Genomic DNA, 22348 nt, shown 5'->3' with positions numbered 1-22348 from the left:
TTTTTTTCGTTTCTCCTCTTTTTGTTCCCCTGCATTTTCTTCCCCGTTTTGCGGAAAACTTTCTGTTTCCTTTTTTCGCTTTGCTTTCTCCGGACTTATCCAAAATCCCCCGGCGTGTTGCCGCCGTTTTCGCTTTCACTCCTGCGAAGGAGAAAAACTAATTTATTATTAATAATTATTTGAAAACTATTAATGTTTGTTCTTTTTTCCGGTATAGGCGTTCGCCGTCGTTCCCCGGACGATCAGCCTTGGCTCATATTCCACGTGATACGTGCTGATGGGTTCCGGCTGAGAGGTTTCCCTGTAGTGAGACTCCATCTTTTTCATAATGATGTCGCAGGCATCTCTCCCCTTGAATACCACAAAATGTTCGATGGTGGTAAGATCTACCTTGCTCATCCTGGCAAAAAGGGTGTTGTCGCAGCCCATCACCGATACCTCCTGAGGAACCTTGATCTTCGCCTCATAGAGAGCGTCCAGGATCCCAAATGCGATCATATCGTTCAGCCCCACAATGGCCGTGACCTTTTCTTTCTCTGCCAGAAGTTCTTTTGTCAGTTGATAGCCGATCTGATATTCCGAATCAATATCCGGCATCTTTCGGTCCGCTTCTTCCTTTGCTGCTTTTACGGTAACGCCCTCTTTCCACCCCGCCTTTTCATATTCTGCCAGAAATCCTTCTACCCGCTTGGATCGCTGCTTTTGTCGCAGAGTAAGAGGCGGCGCAATATATGCCACCTGATGATGGCCCAGTTTCAAAAGGTGTCTGGCCATAATACGCCCCAGCTTTGCATTATCCAGTTCCACCGCATCCACCTTCATTTTTTCATTCTGATTGTTGATGATGGCAATGGGGATCTCCCGGGAAAGACGCTCCACCGCTCCCAGAAAGCCGGAGCCGGGATTGCAGGTGTAGATCACCCCCTGCGGCTTGAGACTGCGCACCATCCTCAGATATCGCTCCTCCATTTTCAGATCCCTTTGGGTATTGCAGACAAAGAGACCGAATCCCTGCTCCCTCGCTCTGGACTCGATCCCCTGCAGCAGCATAACATAATAAGGATTGGTCAGGTTCGGACAGAACACTACCAGAAGTCTTTCTCCCTTTTTTCTGCTCCGTACCCTTTTCTGCGGAAGCACATAATTTAATTTCCTGGCTGCCGTCTCCACTTTTTCGATGGTTTCTTTAGAAAAAGAAACATTTGACTTGTGATTTAGTATCATGGAGACAGTGGATTGGGAAACACCTGCCAGACTCGCCACCTGTGCAGAGGTTCCTGCCGCGCTCTTTTTTCTGCCCATTCCTTTGGCCTCCTTCTTCTACAGCTGAGTCCTGCCTTCCAGCGCCCGAAGAAGCGTCACCTCGTCTATGTATTCCAGGTCGCCTCCTACCGGCACTCCGCTGGCGATCCGACTGACCTTGATCCCCGCCGGTTTGATCAGCTTGCTGATATACATGGCCGTCGTTTCTCCTTCCAGGCTGGAATTGGTGGCAATGATCACCTCATCCACTTCTCCCTGCAGCCTTTCGATCAGCTCTTTCAGCTTAATATCTCCTGGACCCACCCCGATCATCGGCGAGATCGCCCCATGAAGCACATGATAGACGCCTTTATATTTGCCTGTTTTTTCATAAGCGGCCAGATCCCTTGTGGTTTCCACCACCATGATAGTCTTCTGGTCTCTCTCCTGATTGCTGCAGATCGGGCACAACTCCTGATCTGTCAGCGTATAACATTGTCTGCAGTACCTGACATTTTTTCTGGCGTCTACCATGGTGTCCGCCAGGCGCTCCACTTCCTCCACCGGCATATGGATCAAATGAAAAGCCAGCCGTGCCGCTGACTTTGAACCTATGCCCGGCAGACGCGACAGCTCCTCTATCAGTCTGCTGATCTGTCCACTGTAATAATCCATTCCTGTTCACTCCATTAAAACAATCCCGGGATCTGTCCACCCATTCCGCCAGTCAGCCTGGACATGGCAGAAGCAGAAGATTCATCCACTTTCCCCATCGCTTCATTGACTGCCGCCACAATAAGGTCTTCCAGCATTTCCACATCATCGGGATCCACAACCTCCTGATCCAGCTTCAGCTTCAGGATCTGCTTGGTTCCGGAAACCGTCACCTCCACGGCTCCGCCTCCCGCCGTAGCCACAAATTCCCTGGTTTCCATTTCTTTTGCCTGTTCTTCCATCTGCCGCTGCATCTTTTGTGCCTGCTTCATCAGATTTGCCATGTTTCCCGGCATTCCGCCTCCCGGAAATCCACCTCTTTTTGCCATTGTCTGTTCCTCCTTTATTCTTGCTCCTCAATCGTCAGTTCCATGTGTATCTGTTGTTCTATGTCTACAAAGCTGTCCTCAAACCGTCTGCCCTTCTCCATCTGGCGAACGTCTATCCGGATCTGTTTTTCCGTTTTTTCCTCCAGCAGACGCGACAGCTCCTCCAGCCGTTCCGGAGCTCTTACTGCATCCGCCTCCACTTCGCTTGGCATCACCACCAAAAGCAGATTTCCCTCTCCCGCGCTCAGCCTTGCTTTTTTCAGACATATCCGAAGCAGGGGGGATGCTTCCTGTATGATCTCCCGAAAGTTTTTTGCTACATACTGCACCTCTTCCGTCAACGCCTCGGGAAGTGCCGGCCTGGGACTTTGTGCCTCCTGCTGCAGCTTTGTTTCCCCCTCCCGGATCACCGGGCGGGCAGAAGGTTCCTCCTCCATCACTGTCAGCCGCTGTTCCATTCGCCGCAGCCTGTCCCACAGGGCATCCTCCTTCTTCTCCATCTCCGGCCTGCAGAGTCTGATCAGTGTCATTTCCAGCAAGATCCTCTTTTGCCCGGAAAATTTCATCTGATTGCTCAGCTCGGAGAATACCCGGATGTAATGAAACAATGTTTCGTCCTCTACCTTCTTTCGCAGGCTCTGAAGCTGATGGAACTGCTCTGCCGAAATCTCCAGAAGTTCTGCCGCTTCTTCTCCTTCCGTTACCAGAAGGAGATTTCGCAGATACCAGGTAAAGTCTATCGTCATCTGCGTCAGCTCCCGTCCCTGAAGCACCAGTTCTTCCACCGTTTGGATCACACCCTTTACTTCTGCCGCCAGCAGCTTCTCCAGCAGTTTCCCAAAAACGGACTGATCCACCGCTCCCAGCACCTCCAGTACATGCTCATAGGTCAGCTTCTCCCCCAGATAAAAGGCGGTACACTGGTCCAGAAGACTCAGCGCGTCCCGCATAGATCCGTCCCCCATGCGTGCAATGTACCGGATCGCTTTTTCCTCCACCTGAAGCCCTTCCTTTTCTACCAGCTCCTGCAGGCGCTCTGCGATCGTACCGCTGTCGATCCTGCGGAAGTCGTACCTCTGACATCTGCTTAGGATCGTGACCGGAATTTTGTGCACCTCTGTGGTAGCCAGAATAAAGATCACATATTCCGGCGGTTCCTCCAGTGTTTTCAGCAGTGCATTAAAGGCTCCTGCCGAAAGCATATGCACCTCGTCGATAATGTAGACCTTATACTTTCCCTTTGCCGGACGATAGGACACCTCTTCCCGGATCTCCCGGATATTGTCTACTCCGTTATTAGATGCCGCATCGATCTCGATGACATTCATGGAGCTGCCTTCCCCGATCTCCCTGCACATGGAGCAGGCTCCGCAGGGACTGCCTTCCCTGGGGTGTTCACAATTGACTGCCTTCGCAAAAATCTTTGCCACCGTCGTTTTTCCGGTTCCCCTCGTTCCGCAAAACAGATACGCATGCCCGATCCGATCCGCCTGTATTTGATTTTTTAAAGTCCGCACCAGGGCTTCCTGTCCTTTTACATCCTGAAATCCCTGCGGTCTGAATTTGCGATATAATGCCATATATGACATGATTTTTCTCCCGTCTTTTCTGCTTCCCTCGCTGTCGTCTGCCGGACGTTTGCGGTTCCTTTCCCACCGCCGTCAGATGCCGAAGCTGATGCCTGTCTGCCTTGCTTCTTCCAGGATCTCCGCCTTCGGATCCACGCCCTTTAGCCTGCCTGCCACCTCTTCCAGGGGAACACGGACGATCTCCCCGGATCGCACACCCAGCATGCAGCCGTATTGCCCATCCAGCACCGCCTTTGCCGCCGCAGCTCCCAGCCGGGTGGCCAGAACCCTGTCGTAAGCACAGGGCGCTCCGCCTCTCTGCGCATGGCCCGGCACGGTGATCCGCACTTCCTGATCTGTTCTCTCCTGGATCTTTTCTGCGATCTCATAAGCCACGGAAGGATAGCCGGCAGCCGCCTTCTGCTGTTTTCTTTTCTTTTTTGGAAGCTCTGCTTCCTCTTTGGACAAAGCGCCTTCTGCCACTGCAATGATGGTAAATCGCTTCCCTGCCCGCTTTCTTGCGTCCAGCGCTTCCGTCACTTTTTCTATGTCATAAGGGATTTCCGGCAGAAGGATAATATCCGCCCCGCCTGCAATGCCCGCATAAAGTGTGACCCACCCCACTTTATGTCCCATCACTTCTACAATAAAGACCCGGCTGTGGGAGGTGGCCGTGGTATGGATCTTGTCAATGGTATCTGTAGCAATATCTACGGCACTCTGAAACCCAAAGGTCATATCCGTTCCCCAGAGATCATTGTCAATGGTCTTTGGCAGTGTCACAATGTTCAGCCCTTCTGACCGCAGAAGGTTCGCTGTCTTGTGCGTTCCATTTCCCCCCAGGATCACCAGGCAGTCCAGATGCAGCTTGTGATAGGTGTGCTTCATGGCTTCCACCTTATCCAATCCATTCTCGTCCGGAATCCGCATCTGCTTAAACGGCTGTCTGGACGTTCCCAGGATCGTGCCTCCCTTTGTCAGGATTCCTGAAAAGTCCTCCTTTTTCAGCATCTGAAAATCGGAATAGATCAATCCCTTGTATCCGTCCTGAAATCCATATATTTCTACAGACCGGCCTTCCCTGCAAAGTCCTTTGACGACTCCCCGCATAGCCGCATTCAGCGCCTGGCAGTCTCCTCCGCTGGTCAGCATCCCTATTCTAAGCATGGCTTTCCTCCTTGGTTTCTTCTTTCCTGCACATTGGAATTATACTCTATTTTTCTTTCCTGCACAATTGTGTTATACTGAAAAAAAGAATTGCTGCCGGAAAAGTTACGACCGGCAATCCAAAAAGAGGGGAAAGAGAGGTTGCACCTTGGATCAGTTAAAAGAAAAACTATGGAAGCTGGCTGCCAAAGGAGAGATCGTTCCGGACAGCTCGCTGTTAAAGACGCCTCAGCAGATTGAGGCCATCAAAAAAAGTGCCCGGCTGAACACGGCCGTTTTAGATCATGTAGAAGCCCATATCCGCGCCGGTCTGTCCACAGAGGACATCGATCGTCTGGTATTTCAGTTTACAAAGGAGCACGGCGGGATCCCCGCCCCGCTCGGATATGAAGGGTTTCCCAAAAGCGTCTGCACCTCCGTCAATAACGTGATCTGCCATGGGATCCCATCTGAACAGGAAATACTGAAGGAGGGCGATATTATCAACGTAGACGTATCCACCATCCTGGACGGTTATTTTTCTGACGCCTCCCGCATGTTTTGCATCGGAACGCCTTCTCCCGAAGCCCGGCGCCTTGTGACCGTCACAAGGGAGTGTGTGGAGCTCGGCCTTGCCGCCGCCCGCCCCTGGGGGCATCTGGGAGATATCGCCTTTGCCATCTCCTCCCACGCGAAAAAACACGGCTATTCCGTAGTGGAAGAGATCGGCGGACACGGCATCGGTCTGGAATTCCATGAGGATCCCTATGTCAGCTATGTGACTCCCAAAGGCAGCGAAATGGTCCTGGTGCCGGGTATGATCTTTACCATTGAGCCTATGATCAATCAAGGTAGTCCCCGTTTTACCGTAGACAGCCAAAATGGCTGGACGGTATCCACCGTGGACGGCGGCCTGTCCGCGCAAGTGGAATACATGGTTCTGATCACGGATACCAAAGCGGAAGTTCTTAGCAGATAGAAGGCTGCCGCCTTTCTTTTTCCTGCAAAATCCATCAAATGACTTACAAGGAGGACCGTTATGCGTCTTAGAAACATCCCCCGGGCAGATTCTGTCCTGGAAGCCAGCCCGCTGGTGATCTCTTCTTTGCAGAAGGTACGCGGAGCATGGAATTCTCAGGTTTTTAAGGAGGATCACCCCATCCACATAGAAATCGGCATGGGAAAAGGCCAGTTCCTTTTATCTCTTGCTACTCAAAATCCCCACATCAACTACATTGGGATTGAACGCTATTCCAGTGTCCTGCTTCGTGCCGTGGAAAAACTGGGAGATCTGCTTCCCGAGAACCTTCGGTTCCTCTGCACGGATGCCCGGACATTGCCCGACATTTTCCAAAAAGGAGAAGTATCCGCTATCTATCTGAATTTTTCAGATCCCTGGCCTAAGGCACGGCACGCCAAAAGACGGCTGACCTCTTCGTTTTTCCTGCCCCTCTATCATCAGATCCTGAAGACAGACGGACGGCTGGAATTCAAAACGGACAACCGTCTCTTATTTGATTTCTCTTTGGAGGAGATCCAAGCTTCCCCCGTCTTTGAACTGGTCAGCTCCACATACGATCTTCACCGGGATCCCGTCCTAAGCCGGGGAAATATTATGACAGAATATGAGGAGAAATTTTCCTCCAAGGGCAACGCCATCTGCAAGCTGATCGCCCGTCCGAAAGAGAATTGTAACGCGTGAATGAAAGCTGCTTTTAAATTTCTTTTTCTTTCACATATTGCTGGATCGCATCGCAGATGTACTGCGCTGTTCCATCTCCAAATTTGTCCAGGTTCTGTTTAAATTCCACATTTTGAACATAGCCCCGGCCAATGCTTGCAAATACCTCCAGCTGACAGTCAAACGCATATTCGCAAAGATGTTTGTGTAGCTTTTCTGCTAACACTATGGTTTCTTTCGCGGCGGAGCTTATCCCCTTTGACCTGTTCTCAGAAAAAGCAAAGAAGATGTTGTTAAAGCCGTCTGTGAGCTCCTGCTCTTTTCCTTTTTGTTTTTCAATCGCTTCTTCCACCACTTCCTTCCCATACAGATCTACTGCCGCCTGCCTATATTTTTGATTGTCCTGGTACGTAAATCCATTAAATTTTTCTTTTGTTGACATCGTAACTCTCCTTTCTTGTGACGCGATTGTCTTTTCCAGGGTATCTATCAATGTCAGGAGTTTTTGCTTTTCTTTTTGCAGCAAAGTCAGTTGATTTTTTAGATGATAGAGCACCTGGCTCTCCTCTTGTTTTAGCAGTTCTTTTATCTTCTTCAAAGAAAATCCCAGGTACTTATAAAACAATATCATTTGCAAAAAGGACATATCCTCTTCCGAATAGTACCTGTATCCATTTTCCTGTTTTTGAGGAGACAGCAGGCCGATCTTATCATAATGGCGTAAAGCGCGCACCGATACCCCACTCATTTCACTAACTTTTTTGATCAAATACATGAAAGCACCTCCTAACAATGCCAAGCATAAACGATTACGTTGTGTCATAGTCAATGCCTTTTTGAAAATTTACTGTAACTTTATGATCCTCGCAGTATCGCGCAGTGTAAAGCCCTTCCCCTTGATCCAAAATAGCGAGGCAGCAAACGCTGTCTCGCTATCAAAATCTGATGCTTCGGGGACATCTCAAGTTCCCTCCGCCATCTTCCTTTTCTTTGCCTATTTTTGTTTATCCTTCTCTGTGCCCTTTTTTTCGTGGCTTCGCTTTCCTTTTTGTGCTGCGCCCGGCTCAAATTCAAACACGGCAACTCCATAGGCAGGAAGCTTATAAGCAATCGAATGCTTTCTTCCGTCACATTCCTGCAGTTTTGCTGTATAAACTTTTTTCTTTCTTTTACTATTCCCCCCATATTTGGCCGAGTCGCTATCTAAAACCAGCCGATAGTCCGTGTCCATGGGAACCCCCACCATGTAATCTTCCCGTTCTACCGGGGTAAAATTGCATACAAACAGGAGATTCTTCTTTTTCTTGGCCGAATACCGCACAAAGCTGTAAATACTGCGGAAACAGTCGTCTGCGTTGATCCATTCAAATCCATCCCAGCTTTTATCCATCTCAGAAAGAGCCGGATGCTCTCTGTACAGATAAAGCAAATCTCTTACAAACTCCTGCATATGCCGATGATTTTCTTCTCCCAGCAGATACCAGTCCAGTTCTCTTCCTTCGCTCCACTCTCTCTGCTGTGCAAAATCCTGTCCCATAAACAGCAGCTTCTTTCCCGTATGTCCCATCATAAATGCGTAGCCTGCCTTCAGATTGGAAAATTTGTCTTCTCCGATCCCCGGCATTTTGTTGATCATGGAGCACTTTAAATGTACTACCTCGTCATGGGACAGCACCAGGATATAGTTTTCTCCGTATGCATAGCTCATGGCAAAGGTCATCTGGTTGTGGTTATGCTTGCGGAAATAGGGATCCAGCTTCATATATTCCAGGAAATCGTGCATCCATCCCATGTTCCATTTCAGGTGAAAGCCCAGTCCTCCCTCTTCCACGTCTCCCGTCACCTTCGGCCAGGCGGTAGATTCCTCTGCGATCATCACGACTCCCGGATTCCTTTTCTTCATGACGGAGTTCAGATGCTTGAACAGCTCGATGGCCTCCAGGTTTTTATTATCGCCGTACTCATTGGGGATCCACTGTCCATCCTGCTTTCCATAGTCCAGATACAGCATGGAGGCAACCGCATCCACCCGCAGCCCGTCTATATGGAACTGCTCCACCCAGAACAACGCATTGGCGATCAGGAAATTGCGGACCTCATTTTTCCCATAATCAAAGATCTTGGTCCCCCAGTCAGGATGCTCTCCCTTTCTGGCGTCTGCGTATTCGTAGGTAGGCGTTCCGTCAAAGTTTGCCAGTCCATGAAGATCTCTTGGAAAATGTGCCGGTACCCAGTCTAAAATAACGCCGATGCCGTTCTCATGAAGATGGTTGACCATCCAGGCAAAATCCTCCGGCGTTCCATAGCGGGATGTGGGAGCAAAATAGCCAGTCACCTGATATCCCCAGGAGCCGTCAAAGGGATGCTCTGCGATTCCCATCAGTTCCACATGTGTATACCCCATATATTTTATATATTCGGCAACCGCCTCCCCAAATTCCCTGTAAGAGTAGAATCCTTCATCCTCTCTCCCCGGATGTCTTTTCCAGGAGCCGATATGGACCTCATAAACAGACATGGGGCTTTCTTTATGATCCCATGTTTTTCGTTTCTTCATCCAGGCTTTATCCGTCCATTTCAGCTTGGAAAGATCTGCCACCTTCGACGCCGTTCCCGGACGATACTCCGCATAGTTCCCGTATGGATCCGATTTAAATACTGCTTCACCCGTATAGGTCCAGACACAGTACTTATACATCTGGTATTCCTGGACCCCCGGAATAAAGCAGGTGTAGATTCCCAGCGGCTCCTGCCTCTCCATACGGTTCGCTTCCGTATTCCATCCGTTAAATTCTCCCACCACCGAGACTCCCTGTGCCCGAGGTGCCCATACCGCAAAATATACTCCTTCCACCCCGTCTTTTTTGGCTTTGTGTGCTCCAAGCTTCTTATAGATCTCGTAGTGTGTTCCCTGGCCAAACAAGTATTGATCCAGTTCTTCTATCTCGTAAGACGTCTGCTTCTTCTGTTCCATCCTCACCTTCACCTCGCCTTTACTGTATTATCCTTATTATACTTTACGCACACGTAAAAAGAAAGGGTTTGGAGATATGTTTCCAACCCTTTCTCTTTGCTTATACCCTGAAATCTTCTTCTTTCAAAATGATCCTGGAGGAATCGTCCGTGCCCTTACCAAACACCCTCCTTGCCAGATGCTTCACATTAGCCTTCTGGGAATGTTCAATGGCCTCGTCCATGATCTCTTTTACCTCTGCTACCGTCACCGCATGGTCTTCTCTCTGCATCACGTCGATTCGGCTATATAGCGCCAGGATTCCCATTTCATCCAGCTTATACCCATTCTCTTTTGCATAGGTCTGACCAAACGTTACCAGCTCATCATTGATAAACACCGGAAGCTCCAGTTTGGAAGTGAATTTCTTTTTGAACTCGGGATGCGCCGTCAAAAGTCTCTCCAGCGGCTTTCTCTGGTCTTCCAGTACAAAAAGCAACTCTCCTGTTTTCTTTTCCATCAGGTAGCTCAGTTCCTTGATGGTTCTGGAATTCAGCTTGCCTGCTTTCTCCACGATAATGGCACCGCCTCGAAGCTTCTGAATGATATTTGTCAGCTCTTTCTTGTTGAGGGACTCTCCCGTCACGATAGCCACTTTTCCCTGCTTCAGATTTCTCTGCTTCTGGATCGCTTTGACAATGTCTACAGCCAGCACCGTTTTCCCGGAGCCTTTCCGTCCGATCACCAGAAGGTTTCCTGTCTTGGATGTGCCTTCCCGCTGCGCTCTTCTGTCATTGTCCAACACTTCTACGATCTGCTCACTCATGCCTCGAACAGGAACAAAGTAAGAAAACAGTTTCTTTTGCTCTTCTGTAAGTCCTGCCTTCAGACCGATCTCGCTGGTAGCGCTCAGGTCGTATCGTCCGGTTACCACAAATCCGGTATCAAAGGGAACTCCGCCTTTCGACTTGCGGATCCGATCCTGGATCTCCTCCTCAGAGGGTTCCTCAATCTCCAATTCTTCCTCTTCTTCCGGTTCCAGAGGCTCCTCCTCAAAATCGTCCTCGTCAAAGTCTGTCTCTGCAAGCTCTGCTTCCTCAAAGTCCGCTTCGCTTTCGTCCTCTTCCTCATCTAGGAACTCTTCGATCTCTTCTTCCGATTCTTCTGTATCGAGAAAATCGTCTCCGTCCTCTTCGTCAAAATCGTCCTCTGCTTCCGCCTCTTCCATAGGAGCATGGATCATTTCTGCCTCTTCCGGCATTTCCTCATCCTGATCAAAGATCTCTTCTTCGTCAAAGTCGTCCTCGTCAAACTCTTCATCCAGGTTCTCCTCCGAAGCAGTTTCAAGATCTTCCTCCCACTCTTCGGACTCTGCCTCCTCTTCGGAGAGCGCTTCCGGGAACTCCTCTGTCTCTTCTTCCTCTGTCAATGCTTCTTCCAGACCTTCTTCCTCTTCCAGAGAAGCTTCCGGTTCCATCTCTTCCTCAAACAGAACTTCTTCGTGGGACTCTTCCACAGGTTCTTCTGTCTCCGACTCTTCTTCCGGGACTTCCGTCTCTTCAAAGTCCGGCTCTTCCCCTTCTTCCTCAGAGAACGGCTCTTCCTCTACCGGAACCTGGCTTTTGTCCGATCCTTCCAGCTTCTCGATCAGCTCCTCCAGATCGTCTGAAACGTCTTTTGTCTCTGCCTCTTCCAGTGCGTACTGCTCTGCTTCCCGTCTGGCCGCCTCTGCTTTTCTTTCCTCTTCTTTCAGGCGCTCTTCTTCCGCCGCCTTTGCCGCAGCTTCCTCCGCCGCTCTCCTTGCAGATTCCGCCAGCCTTTGTTCCATCAGGCGGCGTTCCTCTTCTTTTCTTTTCTGGGCTTCTTCCCGCTCTTTACGAAGCCGCTCTTCGTCTTTGGCCTTTTGTATCTCGATCGCCTTGGCGTGCTCCTTCTGCTTCTCTTCCCACTTCATCAGGATCTCGTCAATGCGAAGTTGTCCGTTTTTCTTTAGTTCATCGTCTCGTTCTGCCATCGTTTTCTCCTCCGATTTTGGCATAAACGGCTCCGGCGTTCCTCCGGCCAGCGCTGCCTGTATGCCGCTTCCTCCGATTACTTTCGTGGCTTCTGCCGCTGTTTCTTCTCCGGCCGTTTCTCCTGCTGAAAGCTGCTCCAACGCTTCATCCAGGCTTTCCGGTGCTTCCGCCTTTTCCTCCCGGCTTGCTCCTGCCGCCCGCAGTACCTCTGCCATGGCGTTCATCTTCTTCTGGGCTTCTTTTTCCTTCGCCTCTTTCTCTTCTCCGACGCCGTGTCTTTCCTCATATTTTTCCTGCTGCAGAGGGGTCAGCGGTTTATAGCGCATCTTCAGCTCCATGGCCTGATACACATACTTTCCTTCGCTGAACCAAAGGATCAGGTCGTCGCACTCTTCGATACATTTTGCCGTCATACCAGCGTCATGGTAGAGCTTTGCCAGCTCATAGGCCCACTTTTCAATGTATTCTGCTTTTTTAAAATCTTCCAATGTCCGGATCTGCTCCTGGATCGGCGTCTTTTGTGCCTTCTGGATCTTGTATTTTAAGATGTACTGGTTTGGATCCTTTGGCGCCAGCTTTACAAACTCCTCATAGCAGTCTGATGCCTCGCTGAAATCACCGATCTTTAAAGCCAGTGTTCCCAGACGATACACGATCTTTCTGCTTCCGGGCGCCTTGTCAAACGCCATAAACAGGACATCCCGGCTTTTCTGGAACTCCCCTGTCTGCTCGTAGATCTCACTGACCGTATTCAGCATCGATACATTCTTTACTCTGCGCCAGTCGATGGTGTCTGCAATCTCCATTGCTTTCTTGTATTGCTTATTTCCAAAACACTCCATCATCTGTTCTGTTTTTACCCTATATTCATATTTATCCAAGTCACTCACCTCAACTATTTGATTACAGTTTTACGTCTCTCATTTTAGCACAGCCCCTTTCTATTGTCAAAATGTATCGCCTTTAGTTTCGGTAGAATTCACGGGATTTTCCGCGTTTTTTCGCAAGGCATCTTTTCTTTCGAACCCGTTTGACCACCTCTTTCCGAAAAGGATTTTTCTGTGCCTTCACTCTTTTCCACCACACCGATTTATCTTCAACGATTCCTGAACATTCATCATTCAGTCCAAGTATTCTCCTATTCAAAAAAGCGATTCACTTGTCAATGGACAAAGATTGATCGTATTAAACACACTCTTCTGCTCAAAAAATTGCTGAGGAAGATTTTACAGACTTTTCTAGGAAATTTATAAAAAATATTTTTCAAACAAAAAGACAGCCACCATACAGTACATATGGTAGCCGCCTCTTTCCCTTATTCTGTTTTCATAAAATTCGGAGGTTCTCTTTCGGTTAAAAATCCCTCTGCCTTTTCCGCTCTGCCAGCGGTATATCCTTCCGTATTTTTTTCATCCCCCGAGGGGATAAAGCGTTTCAACTATAACACTATCACATCTGCACTTTCTGTCCTCCCGGTGAGAACGGCCGATGCTTCTTTCTCTTTGGCTTTCTCTGTTTCTTTACACAGATCCCACCTTTTGTGATGTTCGTTTCCCTGCGACGATCTGCAAATGTAACCAGCTACTTCCGACGCTCCTTCTCCGCGTTCTTTTCTTTTTATCTATGTCGGTGTGCCTGCATTTTCTCTTCTATAAAAGGCCTTCCTTGAGGGAACCGCCATTTGCAACATCACCGATCCGTCGCATTGCGTCTCTATTGAATTGTCCAATGGATTACCCTCCTTCGTTTGATTTCAAAAACGGATTTTCTTCTGTGTATTTTATCTTGCTTACTATACACTGTTTTTGATTAATTTGATAATAGCACCGACAGACCGTTTTGTCAATATTTTTTATTATTTTTTTCTTTTTATTTGTCTTTGCTTTTATTTTGTGTATAATATTCTGACTATTATGCTTTTCCTCTTTCTCTCTTTTCCTGTATGCTATACAACTTCCCCGGATTCTTCTCTTTTATGGAATAACACCCACCGCTTTCTCAAAGTTTTTTCGGAGCAGATCCTTCTTTTGCTTTTCATTTTCCCTAGACTCTTCGTTTCTTGTTCTCCATTTTCTGCCGCCTTCTTTCGTTCCGGCACAAGCGCAGATTGTCAACCATTTTTATTTAATAGTTGACAATTTTCTCTTCTCCTTTTATACTTCTAAAAAACATGAAAGGAGCATTTCTATGCAATCATCTACAACTTCAACCATGAATCTTCGCCGACTGATCCGGATCTCTTTGGCAACTGCCATCATCTGTATCGTCGCTCCTATTTCCATACCTGTTCCCGTTAGTCCTGTTCCTATTACACTGACCACATTTATCCTGCTGGTCCTTGTGTATGTTCTGGGATGGAAGGACGCTCTGACCAGTTGCGCCCTGTATCTGGCTCTTGGGGCTTTCGGTCTTCCCGTCTTTTCCGGTTTTTCCGGCGGTCTGGCAAAGCTGACCGGCCCCACCGGAGGATACCTGCTCGGCTTTCTTTTGTTTATCCTGATTTCCGGTCTTTTGGGCGAGGCATTTTCCTATCGTCCTCTCCCCTTCCTTCTGGGAATGCTCTTAGGCAGTCTGGCCCTATATGTGGTGGGAACTCTATGGCTTTCCCATCAGCTGCATATGGGATTTGTTCCCGCTTTGTCTGTCGGTGTTCTCCCCTATCTTCCCGGAGATGGCGTGAAGATTCTTCTGGCTCTTCTGGTAGGACCGGCTTTAAAAAAACGGCTCCCTTCCCAGTCTTAAATCCTTTTGTAGATATACCGTGAATGGGGCCACGCGACTATCGCGTGGTTTTCCTAATGCAAACAGGGACATCTGAGCACATTGCCCAGTGTCCCTGTTTGTATTCCAACGAAATCCATTTCTTTTCTTCGTTTCTTTTTTTGTTTTCTGTCCGGGCGGCACGGCTTGCGCCGATGGCCTTATCCTCTGTAGTAATTGATCAGGCAGCCCTTCTGGATGATCTCCCGCTCTGTATCTGTCAGTTCTCCCAGCTTCAGTTCGATCTCGCGGCAGGCCTCTCCGATGACAAATCCTTTCACCGTTTCTTTCTTTTCTCGCACGCAGTCCCTAATGTCCGGAATATACAGATAGTCTCCGTTTTTAAAGGTGAGAGCCTCATGGGACTCTTCCGTCAGGAACGGAAGCATTCCCCAGTTGATCAGATTTGACCGGTATCTCTTGGTGGCATATCCGTTTGCGATATTCGCCCATCCTCCCAGCACTTTCTGGCAGGATGCCGCCTGCTCCCTGGCAGATCCGTCTCCCGGCTTCACTGCAAAGATCGTACTTCCGATCCCCAGATCCGCCGCAGCGTCTTCTCCGAAGGTTTCCCGGATCCGGCAGAGGACAGGTCCCACTTCCTCCAGCGCTTTTGCCGGATCTTCTCCTGCCTCCAGCGCCTTTTGTGCCAGTTGGACTTCCTTTGCTCTGCCCACATAAGCGGGATCCTTTCTGGAAAGGGCAAACTCTGCCAGTCTCAGCGGGTTAGAGCGATAAGACGAAGTTTCTCCCGACGGGATCAGTTCATCTGTGGTAGTAACCGGATCATGGATCTCTGATACCACTTTCAGCAGCAGGTTCTGTGGAAGGGCAGGCATCTGCGGCCAGTCCTTGATATTGGGTCCAAACCGGATCTCTACCGTGTCGTCCGCTTTTCCTTTACTGTCAAACACACGGTTGTCATAGATGCGGCTGTCAAAGTGATACTTCACTCCCCGATACTCTACATCCAGATCCGTCGCCGCCGTAAGATATCCCTGATTTGCCGCCGTCGCCGCAATAGATCTGGCGTCCATCAGTGCCACGGAAGAAATCTGACCGTTCTGCAGCTTGGAGCCCTCCCTGTTGGGGAAGTTTCTTGTGGTGTGGCGAATGGAGAATCCGTTGTTTGCCGGCGTATCTCCTGCTCCGAAGCACGGTCCGCAAAACGCCGTCTTTACAATAGCTCCCGCCTGCATCAAAGTAGCGATGGCTCCGTTCTTTACCAGCTCTGTATAGATCGGCGTGCTTGCCGGATAGACGCTCAATCCGAATTCGTCCGCTCCCGTATATCGATCCTTTAAAATATCTGCCGCCGCACAGATGTTTTCAAAGCCGCCGCCGGCACAGCCTGCAATGATCCCCTGATCCACATACAGCTTTCCGTTCACAATCTTTTCCTGAAGGGAGTAGTCCACCTCTTTGTCCAGGCTGATCTTTGCCTTTTTTTCCACCTCTGCCAGAATCTCTCTGGGGTTACGTACAACCTCTTCTATCGTGTATACGTTGGAGGGATGGAAGGGCATCGCTAGCATCGGCTTGATCCGGCTTAGATCTACATAGACCATTCCGTCATAATAGGTCACCGGGTCACAATCCAACTGCCGATAGGCTTCCTCTCTGCCATGAATCTCATAAAATTCCCGGATGATTTCGTCTGTCTTCCAGATAGAGGACAGGCAGGTGGTTTCCGTCGTCATAACATCGATTCCGATACGGAAATCTGCACTCAGTTTTCCCACGCCCGGTCCCACAAACTCCATGACCTTATTGTTTACATATCCGTTTCCGAAGGTGGCTCCGATGATCGCCAGGGCAACGTCCTGGGGACCCACTCCCCTTGCCGGCTCTCCTTCCAGATAGACTGCCACAACCTGAGGCATTTTAATGTCGTAGGTTTTCCTCAGCAGCTGCTTTACCAGCTCCGGCCCGCCTTCTCCTACTGCCATGGTTCCCAGAGCTCCATAACGGGTGTGGCTGTCTGAACCCAGGATCATTTTCCCACAGGCCGCCATCTTTTCTCTTGCATACTGATGGATCACCGCCTGATGCGGCGGCACATATACCCCTCCATATCGTTTTGCGCAGGTCAGGCCAAACACATGATCGTCTTCGTTGATGGTTCCTCCCACTGCGCAAAGAGAGTTGTGACAGTTGGTCAGCACATAGGGAATCGGGAACCGTTCCAGGCCGGAGGCCCTGGCTGTCTGGATGATCCCCACAAAGGTAATATCATGGGAAGCCATTTCGTCAAATCGGATCCGAAGCTCCTCCATGTTGTCCGATGTATTGTGCGCCTTCAAAATCTGATATGCGATCGTCCCTTTTGCCGCTTCTTCCCGGCAGACAGCTTTTCCTGCCTGTCTGGCTGCCTCTTCCCCTGTCGTTGCAATCTCTGTTCCGTTTAGCAGGTAAACGCCCTCCTGGTACAGCTTAATCATGTTTCTGTGCCTCCTTCTTTTCTAAATATCTATTATGCTCTGATACCATCATAGCGATCTTCAGCGTGAGAGCATCCTCAAACACCCGAATATCCAATCCGGTTTTCTTCTGTATTCGTTCCAGTCTGTGCACCAGTGTATTTCGATGTACAAACAGCCTTCTTGCCGCCTCGGATATATTCAGGCTGCATTCGAAGAAGGTATAGATAGCAGTCAGCTCTTCCTCCTCAAACACCTGCTCCTGTTCTCCCAGAAATACTTCTTTTAAAAACATTTGGCAGCGATCCCTGGGAAGCTGATGGATCAAATGCCCCACTCCCAGCTCTCCATAGGTCAGAAGATTCTTTTCCTCATAAAAGATCTTCCCTACCTCCAGCGCTGTCAGCGCTGTCTCATAAGCCTTTTTCAGATCCCGAAGATGAAAGATCACCCGGGCGCATGCCACGCGCACACCCACCATCGCTTCCATTTGCAAGGTGTCCAGGATCTCATGGCTGAAGCGTACCCGCTGCTGCTTGGTATCCTCTCCGTCCAGAGACTTCACCAGGATCGTCCGCCTCTCGTCCAGGGGAATTACAAAATCCCGGGAGCCGTTTCCATACAGTCCTCGCAAGGTTTCCGGTATCAAGGTCTTCCCTTTACTGCGCGCCTCGATCAAAAACAGCGTCCTGGCGCCACTTTCCGCCAGTCTCAGTCTGTGCGTCAACTGAAGGATTTCCGACTCGCTCAGATCTTCCCGCATGATCCGAAGCAGCGTCTGCCCCTTGTCCAGCCTTTCCTTTTGAAGCAAAAGAAGATTGTTTAGCTGGCTGACTCCCCAGCAGCCGGATCGCTCCACCCCTTCCTGTCCACGGATCGTCAGGATGTACTCTCCCTCCGCTCCCGCCAGAAAGCATCCTTTTCCGCCTTCCAGCTGCGTTTCTCTGCCGCTTCCGGAAAAGGTTTTGACTTCTTCTTTCAGCAAAAGGATGTTCTCTCCCGTCATGGCAAGGCAGTGTCCGGCTCTGTCCCACACTCCGCAGTCCTGCCCGGTGATCCTGTAAATATCCTGTATGACCCTGTGTAATATCTGGTTCGGCAGCATCCTTCTTTCTCCTTTCGCCATCAATTGCTCCTATTCTACCATACCCCGCTGAAAGTGTCTAATTTTTACCCGCACAAAATCTGCCGGTTTCAACTCTGCCAAAATCGATTCCCGCATCGAAAGCAGAACTGCTTTTTGTTCACACAGCAGAAAGGGACAAGGGCATTTCCGTGAAAGCGGTTCCATCAAGCAGCTCTTCTATATGGTTGAATGCTTTTACTCCGCTATCATGTAATAATTGAGCCGCCTTGTCAGCCATAGACATCTCGGCACAAGCATTTGACAAAGCAACCGATCCCGCCAGAAAATGCATCCCCTCTGATTGTTTGTAACATTGCGAACTACGAAAAATCCCTCCCGCATCTGTATACTGGCAGCGTCACAGATGGGGGAGGGACACGATAGCGTCAGAAACAAAGCATCCCGCATGCTTTCGATGCTCCAAATACTCGCCAAGTATTTACAAACCTCTGAACAGCCAAGGGAAATCACTTCTATTTCTCTTTATTAGATTTTATGGGATCGATAGCTTTCTACATTGTTTCAGCCTTACTTTGATGTATATGATATAACATAATGCATATTTTCCGGGATCGAAAAATGTATCTCCTGTATTCCGAGCTTCCCACTTAACCCTTCACTCATAGCTGTTTGGTGAAAATGTGATAAGGCTATCCCAAGGTCTAACTGTTTTATTTTTTTCATATCATCGCTTATGCTGTTCTTAAAGTCACAAAAGAAATGAAAGCTATTTCCCTCTTGAACTACCGCCCAAGGCTGCGCGTTTGTAGCACTAGGTGCCAGTCTGAGCATTTCCAGTGCCACTTTATATTTTCCGGCATCCGCCTGTGGCAAAGACTGATCAAAATTTTCTAAATAGAACAATTTGTCCCATGCTTTTCTGTTTTTAGAACCCAGACTCGCTCTGGTAAATTTTTCGACAAGAGAACGCTTTTCAGAAGGATAGCCAATGGGGCAAATACATGGAAATAAATCATCTGAAGTTATATCCATGACATTTTCAAAGTCTTTTCTGCTAAATGTTGCCGCAAGCCATACCGTTCCAAGATTCATGTGGGTGGCATATAAGACCAGGTTCTCAAATTGATAGCCTACCGCTTCCATAGCAAATGGTTCATCCCTTACTGTAATTGCAAGGAAGTCTCTTGCACCCTTTATCGTTCCATATGTTCCAAGTTGAACATTTTTTGCGCCGGTATCTTTACTGATGTATTGTACCCTAACAGTTACACCAAATGGATTGGTCAAAGTTTTATTAAAATCCATCAGTTTATTTTTATCTTCGTCAGTCAAGGATCTTGCCTCAAAGCTCCTGGTACTGACACGCTTTTTTATGGCTTTTTCAATATCAATTGGCAATTGACTTACTTCTTTAAATTCCATCTATATTTTTCCTTTCCCTATTTTCTTTCCATAATGATAACCGTCTTACCCTTAGAGCGTCCATTGGCTACCTTGTCTAATGCTCTGTTCACTTCTTCAAAAGGATAAACCGTATCAATTGACGGCTTAATTTTAAAATTATCAAATAGATCGGCTACTTCCTGTAACTGGTTTCCATTCGATTCCACAAAAATAAAATCATAAGTAACCCCATATTTCCCCGCCAATTTGTCAAACTTACGTCCGGCAATTCCTAATAGAAGCTGCTTCCATTTTGGTAAATGCATTCTCTTTGCGAAAGCGCCATTTGGCATTGCTCTTAAGGATACTAATTTTCCTCCTCTTTTTAAAATCGTCATCTGCTTTTCCGTTTCATTTCCTCCAAGCGTATCTAATACATAGTCAACATTGGATAAAACTTTCGTGTAATCTTCTGTTTTGTAATCGATAAATTTGCTTGCTCCAAGTTCTAAAACTCTCTCTTTGTTTTCTACACTTCCGTTTGTGATTACGGTCAGCCCCTTTGCCTTGGCAATCGGAATCGCCATCGCTCCCACGCTACCCGTTCCGCCTGAAATAAAGATGGTTTTTCCGTTTTTCGCTTTCATCACATCCAGCGCCTGCATAATTGTAAGCGCTGTCAATGGTACTGCCGCCGCTTCTACATCAGAAAGATACTCCGGAACCTTAGCCAGTGCATCCTCGTCTACTGATACGAATTCTGCAAAGGCACCGATTTTATCCAAAGGAAGTCTTGCAAACACACGATCTTTTCCTTTATACTTCGACACTTGCGCACCAACTTGCTCAACTATACCAACAATCTCATTGCCGGCAACCACCGGTAGCTTATATGGAACAATCATTTTAACTTCTCCACGAGAAATCATATTGTCAAGTGGATTTACTCCTGCCGCCAAAATTTTTATCAGAACATCCTTGTGTCCTATAGTTGGCTTATCCAGATCAACCAACTTTACTGAAATATTTTTCTTATTGTATTGCTCTACTTGTGCCGCTCTCATATTTTCTCCTCTACCTATTTTTATCGTTATAGATTTTATACATATCCTCAATTAAGGCTTTCAGTGTTTTTTTCTGTAAGTTTAGTATTAACTGTTTTTCTGATTCTTCAAAGATCGGTAATAAAGCTTCTTTTATGCTTGCTCCCACAGGGCAATCCTGATTTACCGTATCATGCACATGCAGAAGTTCCTTTTCCGGGTATACTGCAAAATACACCTTATCTAAAGTTAGTTCACACGCTTTTATCTTCAGCATCATTCCCTTTTTGCCCTGCCTGCTCTCAATGATACCTGCATCTTTTAACAAGACAATAATCTTTCTAATATGACTGGCATTTGTACCCACACTTTTTGCCAGAAGCTCTGACGTAACTACATGAGTAGTTTCTTCCATATACACCAAAATATGAAGTGCCATTGAAAATTTTGTATCCATGTCAAACTCCTTTCCTTCAATTACAGTTGCATCATATCATGTACTTGTATCTGCGTCAAGTACATCTTTTTTCTTTTTCTCTTTCCGAACTTTAAAAATACCCGGACGAGATCTCCAAAAAACAGTTGGAGGATGATAGTCTCAAGGCTATTGACCTCGAAAAATAAGAACCGTCTTCTACTGTGCGTCGGATTTGTACTGTAAAGATATGCTGTCTACACTATTGCCACCACATAATAACTGTTAACTCCACGACGGGAAGGCAAAATACCGCCAGCTGTTCACACAGCTGGCGGTACAAAATTTTTAACAATTTTTTCTTTTCGCTTTCATTTTTGGATTCTGCAGCACTAGTTAGTGATTGTCTGCTCCGTTTCTTTGTCAAATACATGGATCTTTTCTGCATCCAGTGCAAATTTAACGGTATCTCCGGTTCTTGCCTTGGTCTTGGGCTCTACTCTTGCCGTCATATTGGAGCCTTCATAATCAAAGTACAGATACACTTCTGCTCCCAGCATTTCGTACACTCGGATCGTCGCCTCAATGACCGTGTTGGGGGAAGATGCCAGGAATCTCTCGTCATCGTGCACATCCTCCGGACGAATCCCCAGTACTACCGTCTTTCCGTCGTAGCCTCCCTCGATCAGCTTCTTTCCTTTTCTCTCCGGAAGCTCGATCTCAGACGGTCCTGCCACCAGATAAACCTTGTCTCCCTTTACCTTACAGGTCGCATCGATGAAATTCATCTGCGGGGATCCGATAAAGCCTGCCACAAACAGGTTGCACGGATAATCGTACAGTGTCTGGGGGGTATCCACCTGCTGAACCACACCGGCATTCATAACTACGATCCGGGTTCCCAAAGTCATTGCCTCTGTCTGATCGTGGGTTACGTAGATGATGGTCGTCCCCAGTCTCTGGTGCAGCTTGGAGATCTCAATACGCATCTGTCCGCGCAGCTTTGCATCCAGGTTGGAAAGTGGTTCGTCCATCAGGAATACCTTAGGATTTCTTACGATGGCACGTCCCATTGCCACGCGCTGTCTCTGTCCTCCGGACAAAGCCTTGGGCTTCCGGTCCAGAAGCGCCTCCAGATCCAGGATCTTGGCAGCCTCCCTTACCATCTTGTCAATTTCATCCTTTGGTACCTTGCGCAGCTTCAATCCAAACGCCATGTTTTCATACACTGTCATATGGGGATACAGCGCATAGTTCTGGAATACCATTGCAATATCTCTGTCCTTCGGCTCTACATCATTGACAACCTTGTCTCCGATCTTTAATTCTCCGGAAGAGATCTCCTCCAGACCTGCCACCATTCTGAGCGTCGTGGATTTTCCGCACCCGGAAGGTCCTACAAAGATGATAAACTCTTTGTCTTCGATCTCCAGATTAAAATCCTTCACCGCTTCAAAGCCGTTGGGATACGTTTTGTTGATGTGCTTCAGTGATAAACTTGCCATTCTATTTTCCTCCTGCTGTCTGTTTCCTTTTTCATTTCTATGAGAAGTTTACAAAAAAAGTCCAACTCATGCTATGCACAAGTTGAA

The 22348-nt window shown here is 48.1% G+C and carries 17 protein-coding genes; 3 read left to right on the top strand and 14 right to left on the bottom strand.

The window, feature by feature from the left end:
• Positions 1–189 precede the first annotated feature (189 nt).
• The 5 genes from FYJ34_RS07100 to FYJ34_RS07080 form a co-directional block, all read right to left on the bottom strand.
• A complete protein-coding gene (locus FYJ34_RS07100; protein WP_154477383.1) occupies positions 190–1302 on the bottom strand; it encodes a LacI family DNA-binding transcriptional regulator in 1113 nt (370 codons plus the stop codon).
• Between the two features lie 18 nt (positions 1303–1320).
• Positions 1321–1917 (bottom strand): recombination mediator RecR, encoded by a 597-nt coding sequence (recR, locus tag FYJ34_RS07095; RefSeq protein ID WP_154477381.1) that lies wholly within the window; start codon positions 1915–1917, stop codon positions 1321–1323.
• Positions 1918–1931: 14 nt separating this feature from the next.
• The gene (locus tag FYJ34_RS07090) at positions 1932–2285 is read right to left on the bottom strand and encodes a YbaB/EbfC family nucleoid-associated protein (RefSeq protein ID WP_154477379.1); all 354 of its coding nucleotides are present in this window, start codon (positions 2283–2285) and stop codon (positions 1932–1934) included.
• Between the two features lie 14 nt (positions 2286–2299).
• Entirely contained in the window at positions 2300–3874 is a 1575-nt protein-coding gene (gene dnaX / locus FYJ34_RS07085) for a DNA polymerase III subunit gamma/tau (protein ID WP_154477377.1), read from the bottom strand.
• 72 nt (positions 3875–3946) lie between these two features.
• Positions 3947–5020 (bottom strand): 6-phosphofructokinase, encoded by a 1074-nt coding sequence (locus FYJ34_RS07080; protein ID WP_154477375.1) that lies wholly within the window; start codon positions 5018–5020, stop codon positions 3947–3949.
• A gap of 148 nt (positions 5021–5168) precedes the next feature.
• On the opposite strand from FYJ34_RS07080, the gene map reads away from it, so the two are divergent.
• Both map and trmB read left to right on the top strand, forming a co-directional pair.
• Positions 5169–5978, top strand: coding sequence for a type I methionyl aminopeptidase (gene map, locus FYJ34_RS07075; RefSeq protein ID WP_235899312.1), 810 nt, complete (start codon positions 5169–5171; stop codon positions 5976–5978).
• A gap of 60 nt (positions 5979–6038) precedes the next feature.
• The gene (gene trmB, locus FYJ34_RS07070; protein ID WP_154477326.1) at positions 6039–6701 is read left to right on the top strand and encodes a tRNA (guanosine(46)-N7)-methyltransferase TrmB; all 663 of its coding nucleotides are present in this window, start codon (positions 6039–6041) and stop codon (positions 6699–6701) included.
• A gap of 13 nt (positions 6702–6714) precedes the next feature.
• Here trmB and FYJ34_RS07065 read toward each other — a convergent pair whose 3' ends face one another.
• The 3 genes from FYJ34_RS07065 to FYJ34_RS07055 form a co-directional block, all read right to left on the bottom strand.
• Positions 6715–7455 (bottom strand): MerR family transcriptional regulator, encoded by a 741-nt coding sequence (locus FYJ34_RS07065; RefSeq protein ID WP_154477324.1) that lies wholly within the window; start codon positions 7453–7455, stop codon positions 6715–6717.
• A 219-nt stretch (positions 7456–7674) separates the two neighbouring features.
• The gene (gene glgB / locus FYJ34_RS07060) at positions 7675–9654 is read right to left on the bottom strand and encodes a 1,4-alpha-glucan branching protein GlgB (RefSeq protein WP_154477322.1); all 1980 of its coding nucleotides are present in this window, start codon (positions 9652–9654) and stop codon (positions 7675–7677) included.
• 100 nt (positions 9655–9754) lie between these two features.
• Positions 9755–12493: a tetratricopeptide repeat protein gene (locus FYJ34_RS07055; RefSeq protein ID WP_235899476.1), complete on the bottom strand. Its 2739-nt coding sequence runs from the start codon at positions 12491–12493 to the stop codon at positions 9755–9757.
• A 1342-nt stretch (positions 12494–13835) separates the two neighbouring features.
• On the opposite strand from FYJ34_RS07055, the gene FYJ34_RS07050 reads away from it, so the two are divergent.
• Positions 13836–14390 (top strand): biotin transporter BioY, encoded by a 555-nt coding sequence (locus FYJ34_RS07050; protein ID WP_154477318.1) that lies wholly within the window; start codon positions 13836–13838, stop codon positions 14388–14390.
• Positions 14391–14569: 179 nt separating this feature from the next.
• On the opposite strand, the gene FYJ34_RS07045 is transcribed toward FYJ34_RS07050, so the two are convergent.
• The 6 genes from FYJ34_RS07045 to FYJ34_RS07020 form a co-directional block, all read right to left on the bottom strand.
• Positions 14570–16849: a hydratase gene (locus FYJ34_RS07045; RefSeq protein WP_154477316.1), complete on the bottom strand. Its 2280-nt coding sequence runs from the start codon at positions 16847–16849 to the stop codon at positions 14570–14572.
• Positions 16842–17954: a PucR family transcriptional regulator gene (locus tag FYJ34_RS07040; RefSeq protein WP_235899304.1), complete on the bottom strand. Its 1113-nt coding sequence runs from the start codon at positions 17952–17954 to the stop codon at positions 16842–16844. The genes FYJ34_RS07045 and FYJ34_RS07040 overlap by 8 nt, the downstream gene beginning before the upstream one ends.
• 528 nt (positions 17955–18482) lie before the next feature.
• A complete protein-coding gene (locus FYJ34_RS07035) occupies positions 18483–19337 on the bottom strand; it encodes a nitroreductase family protein (protein ID WP_154477314.1) in 855 nt (284 codons plus the stop codon).
• Positions 19338–19354: 17 nt separating this feature from the next.
• Complete coding sequence (locus FYJ34_RS07030) at positions 19355–20362, bottom strand: NADP-dependent oxidoreductase (RefSeq protein ID WP_154477312.1); 1008 nt, start codon at positions 20360–20362, stop codon at positions 19355–19357.
• Positions 20363–20372: 10 nt separating this feature from the next.
• Positions 20373–20798: an Rrf2 family transcriptional regulator gene (locus FYJ34_RS07025; RefSeq protein WP_154477310.1), complete on the bottom strand. Its 426-nt coding sequence runs from the start codon at positions 20796–20798 to the stop codon at positions 20373–20375.
• A gap of 350 nt (positions 20799–21148) precedes the next feature.
• Positions 21149–22261, bottom strand: coding sequence for an ABC transporter ATP-binding protein (locus FYJ34_RS07020; protein WP_154477308.1), 1113 nt, complete (start codon positions 22259–22261; stop codon positions 21149–21151).
• Between the last annotated feature and the right edge of the window lie 87 nt (positions 22262–22348).

This window comes from Suipraeoptans intestinalis (assembly GCF_009696485.1).
GTDB classification, from domain to species: domain Bacteria; phylum Bacillota; class Clostridia; order Lachnospirales; family Lachnospiraceae; genus Suipraeoptans; species Suipraeoptans intestinalis.
The sequence above is the reverse complement of the archived record's forward strand: the minus strand, read 5'-3'. Positions and strand labels throughout refer to the sequence as shown.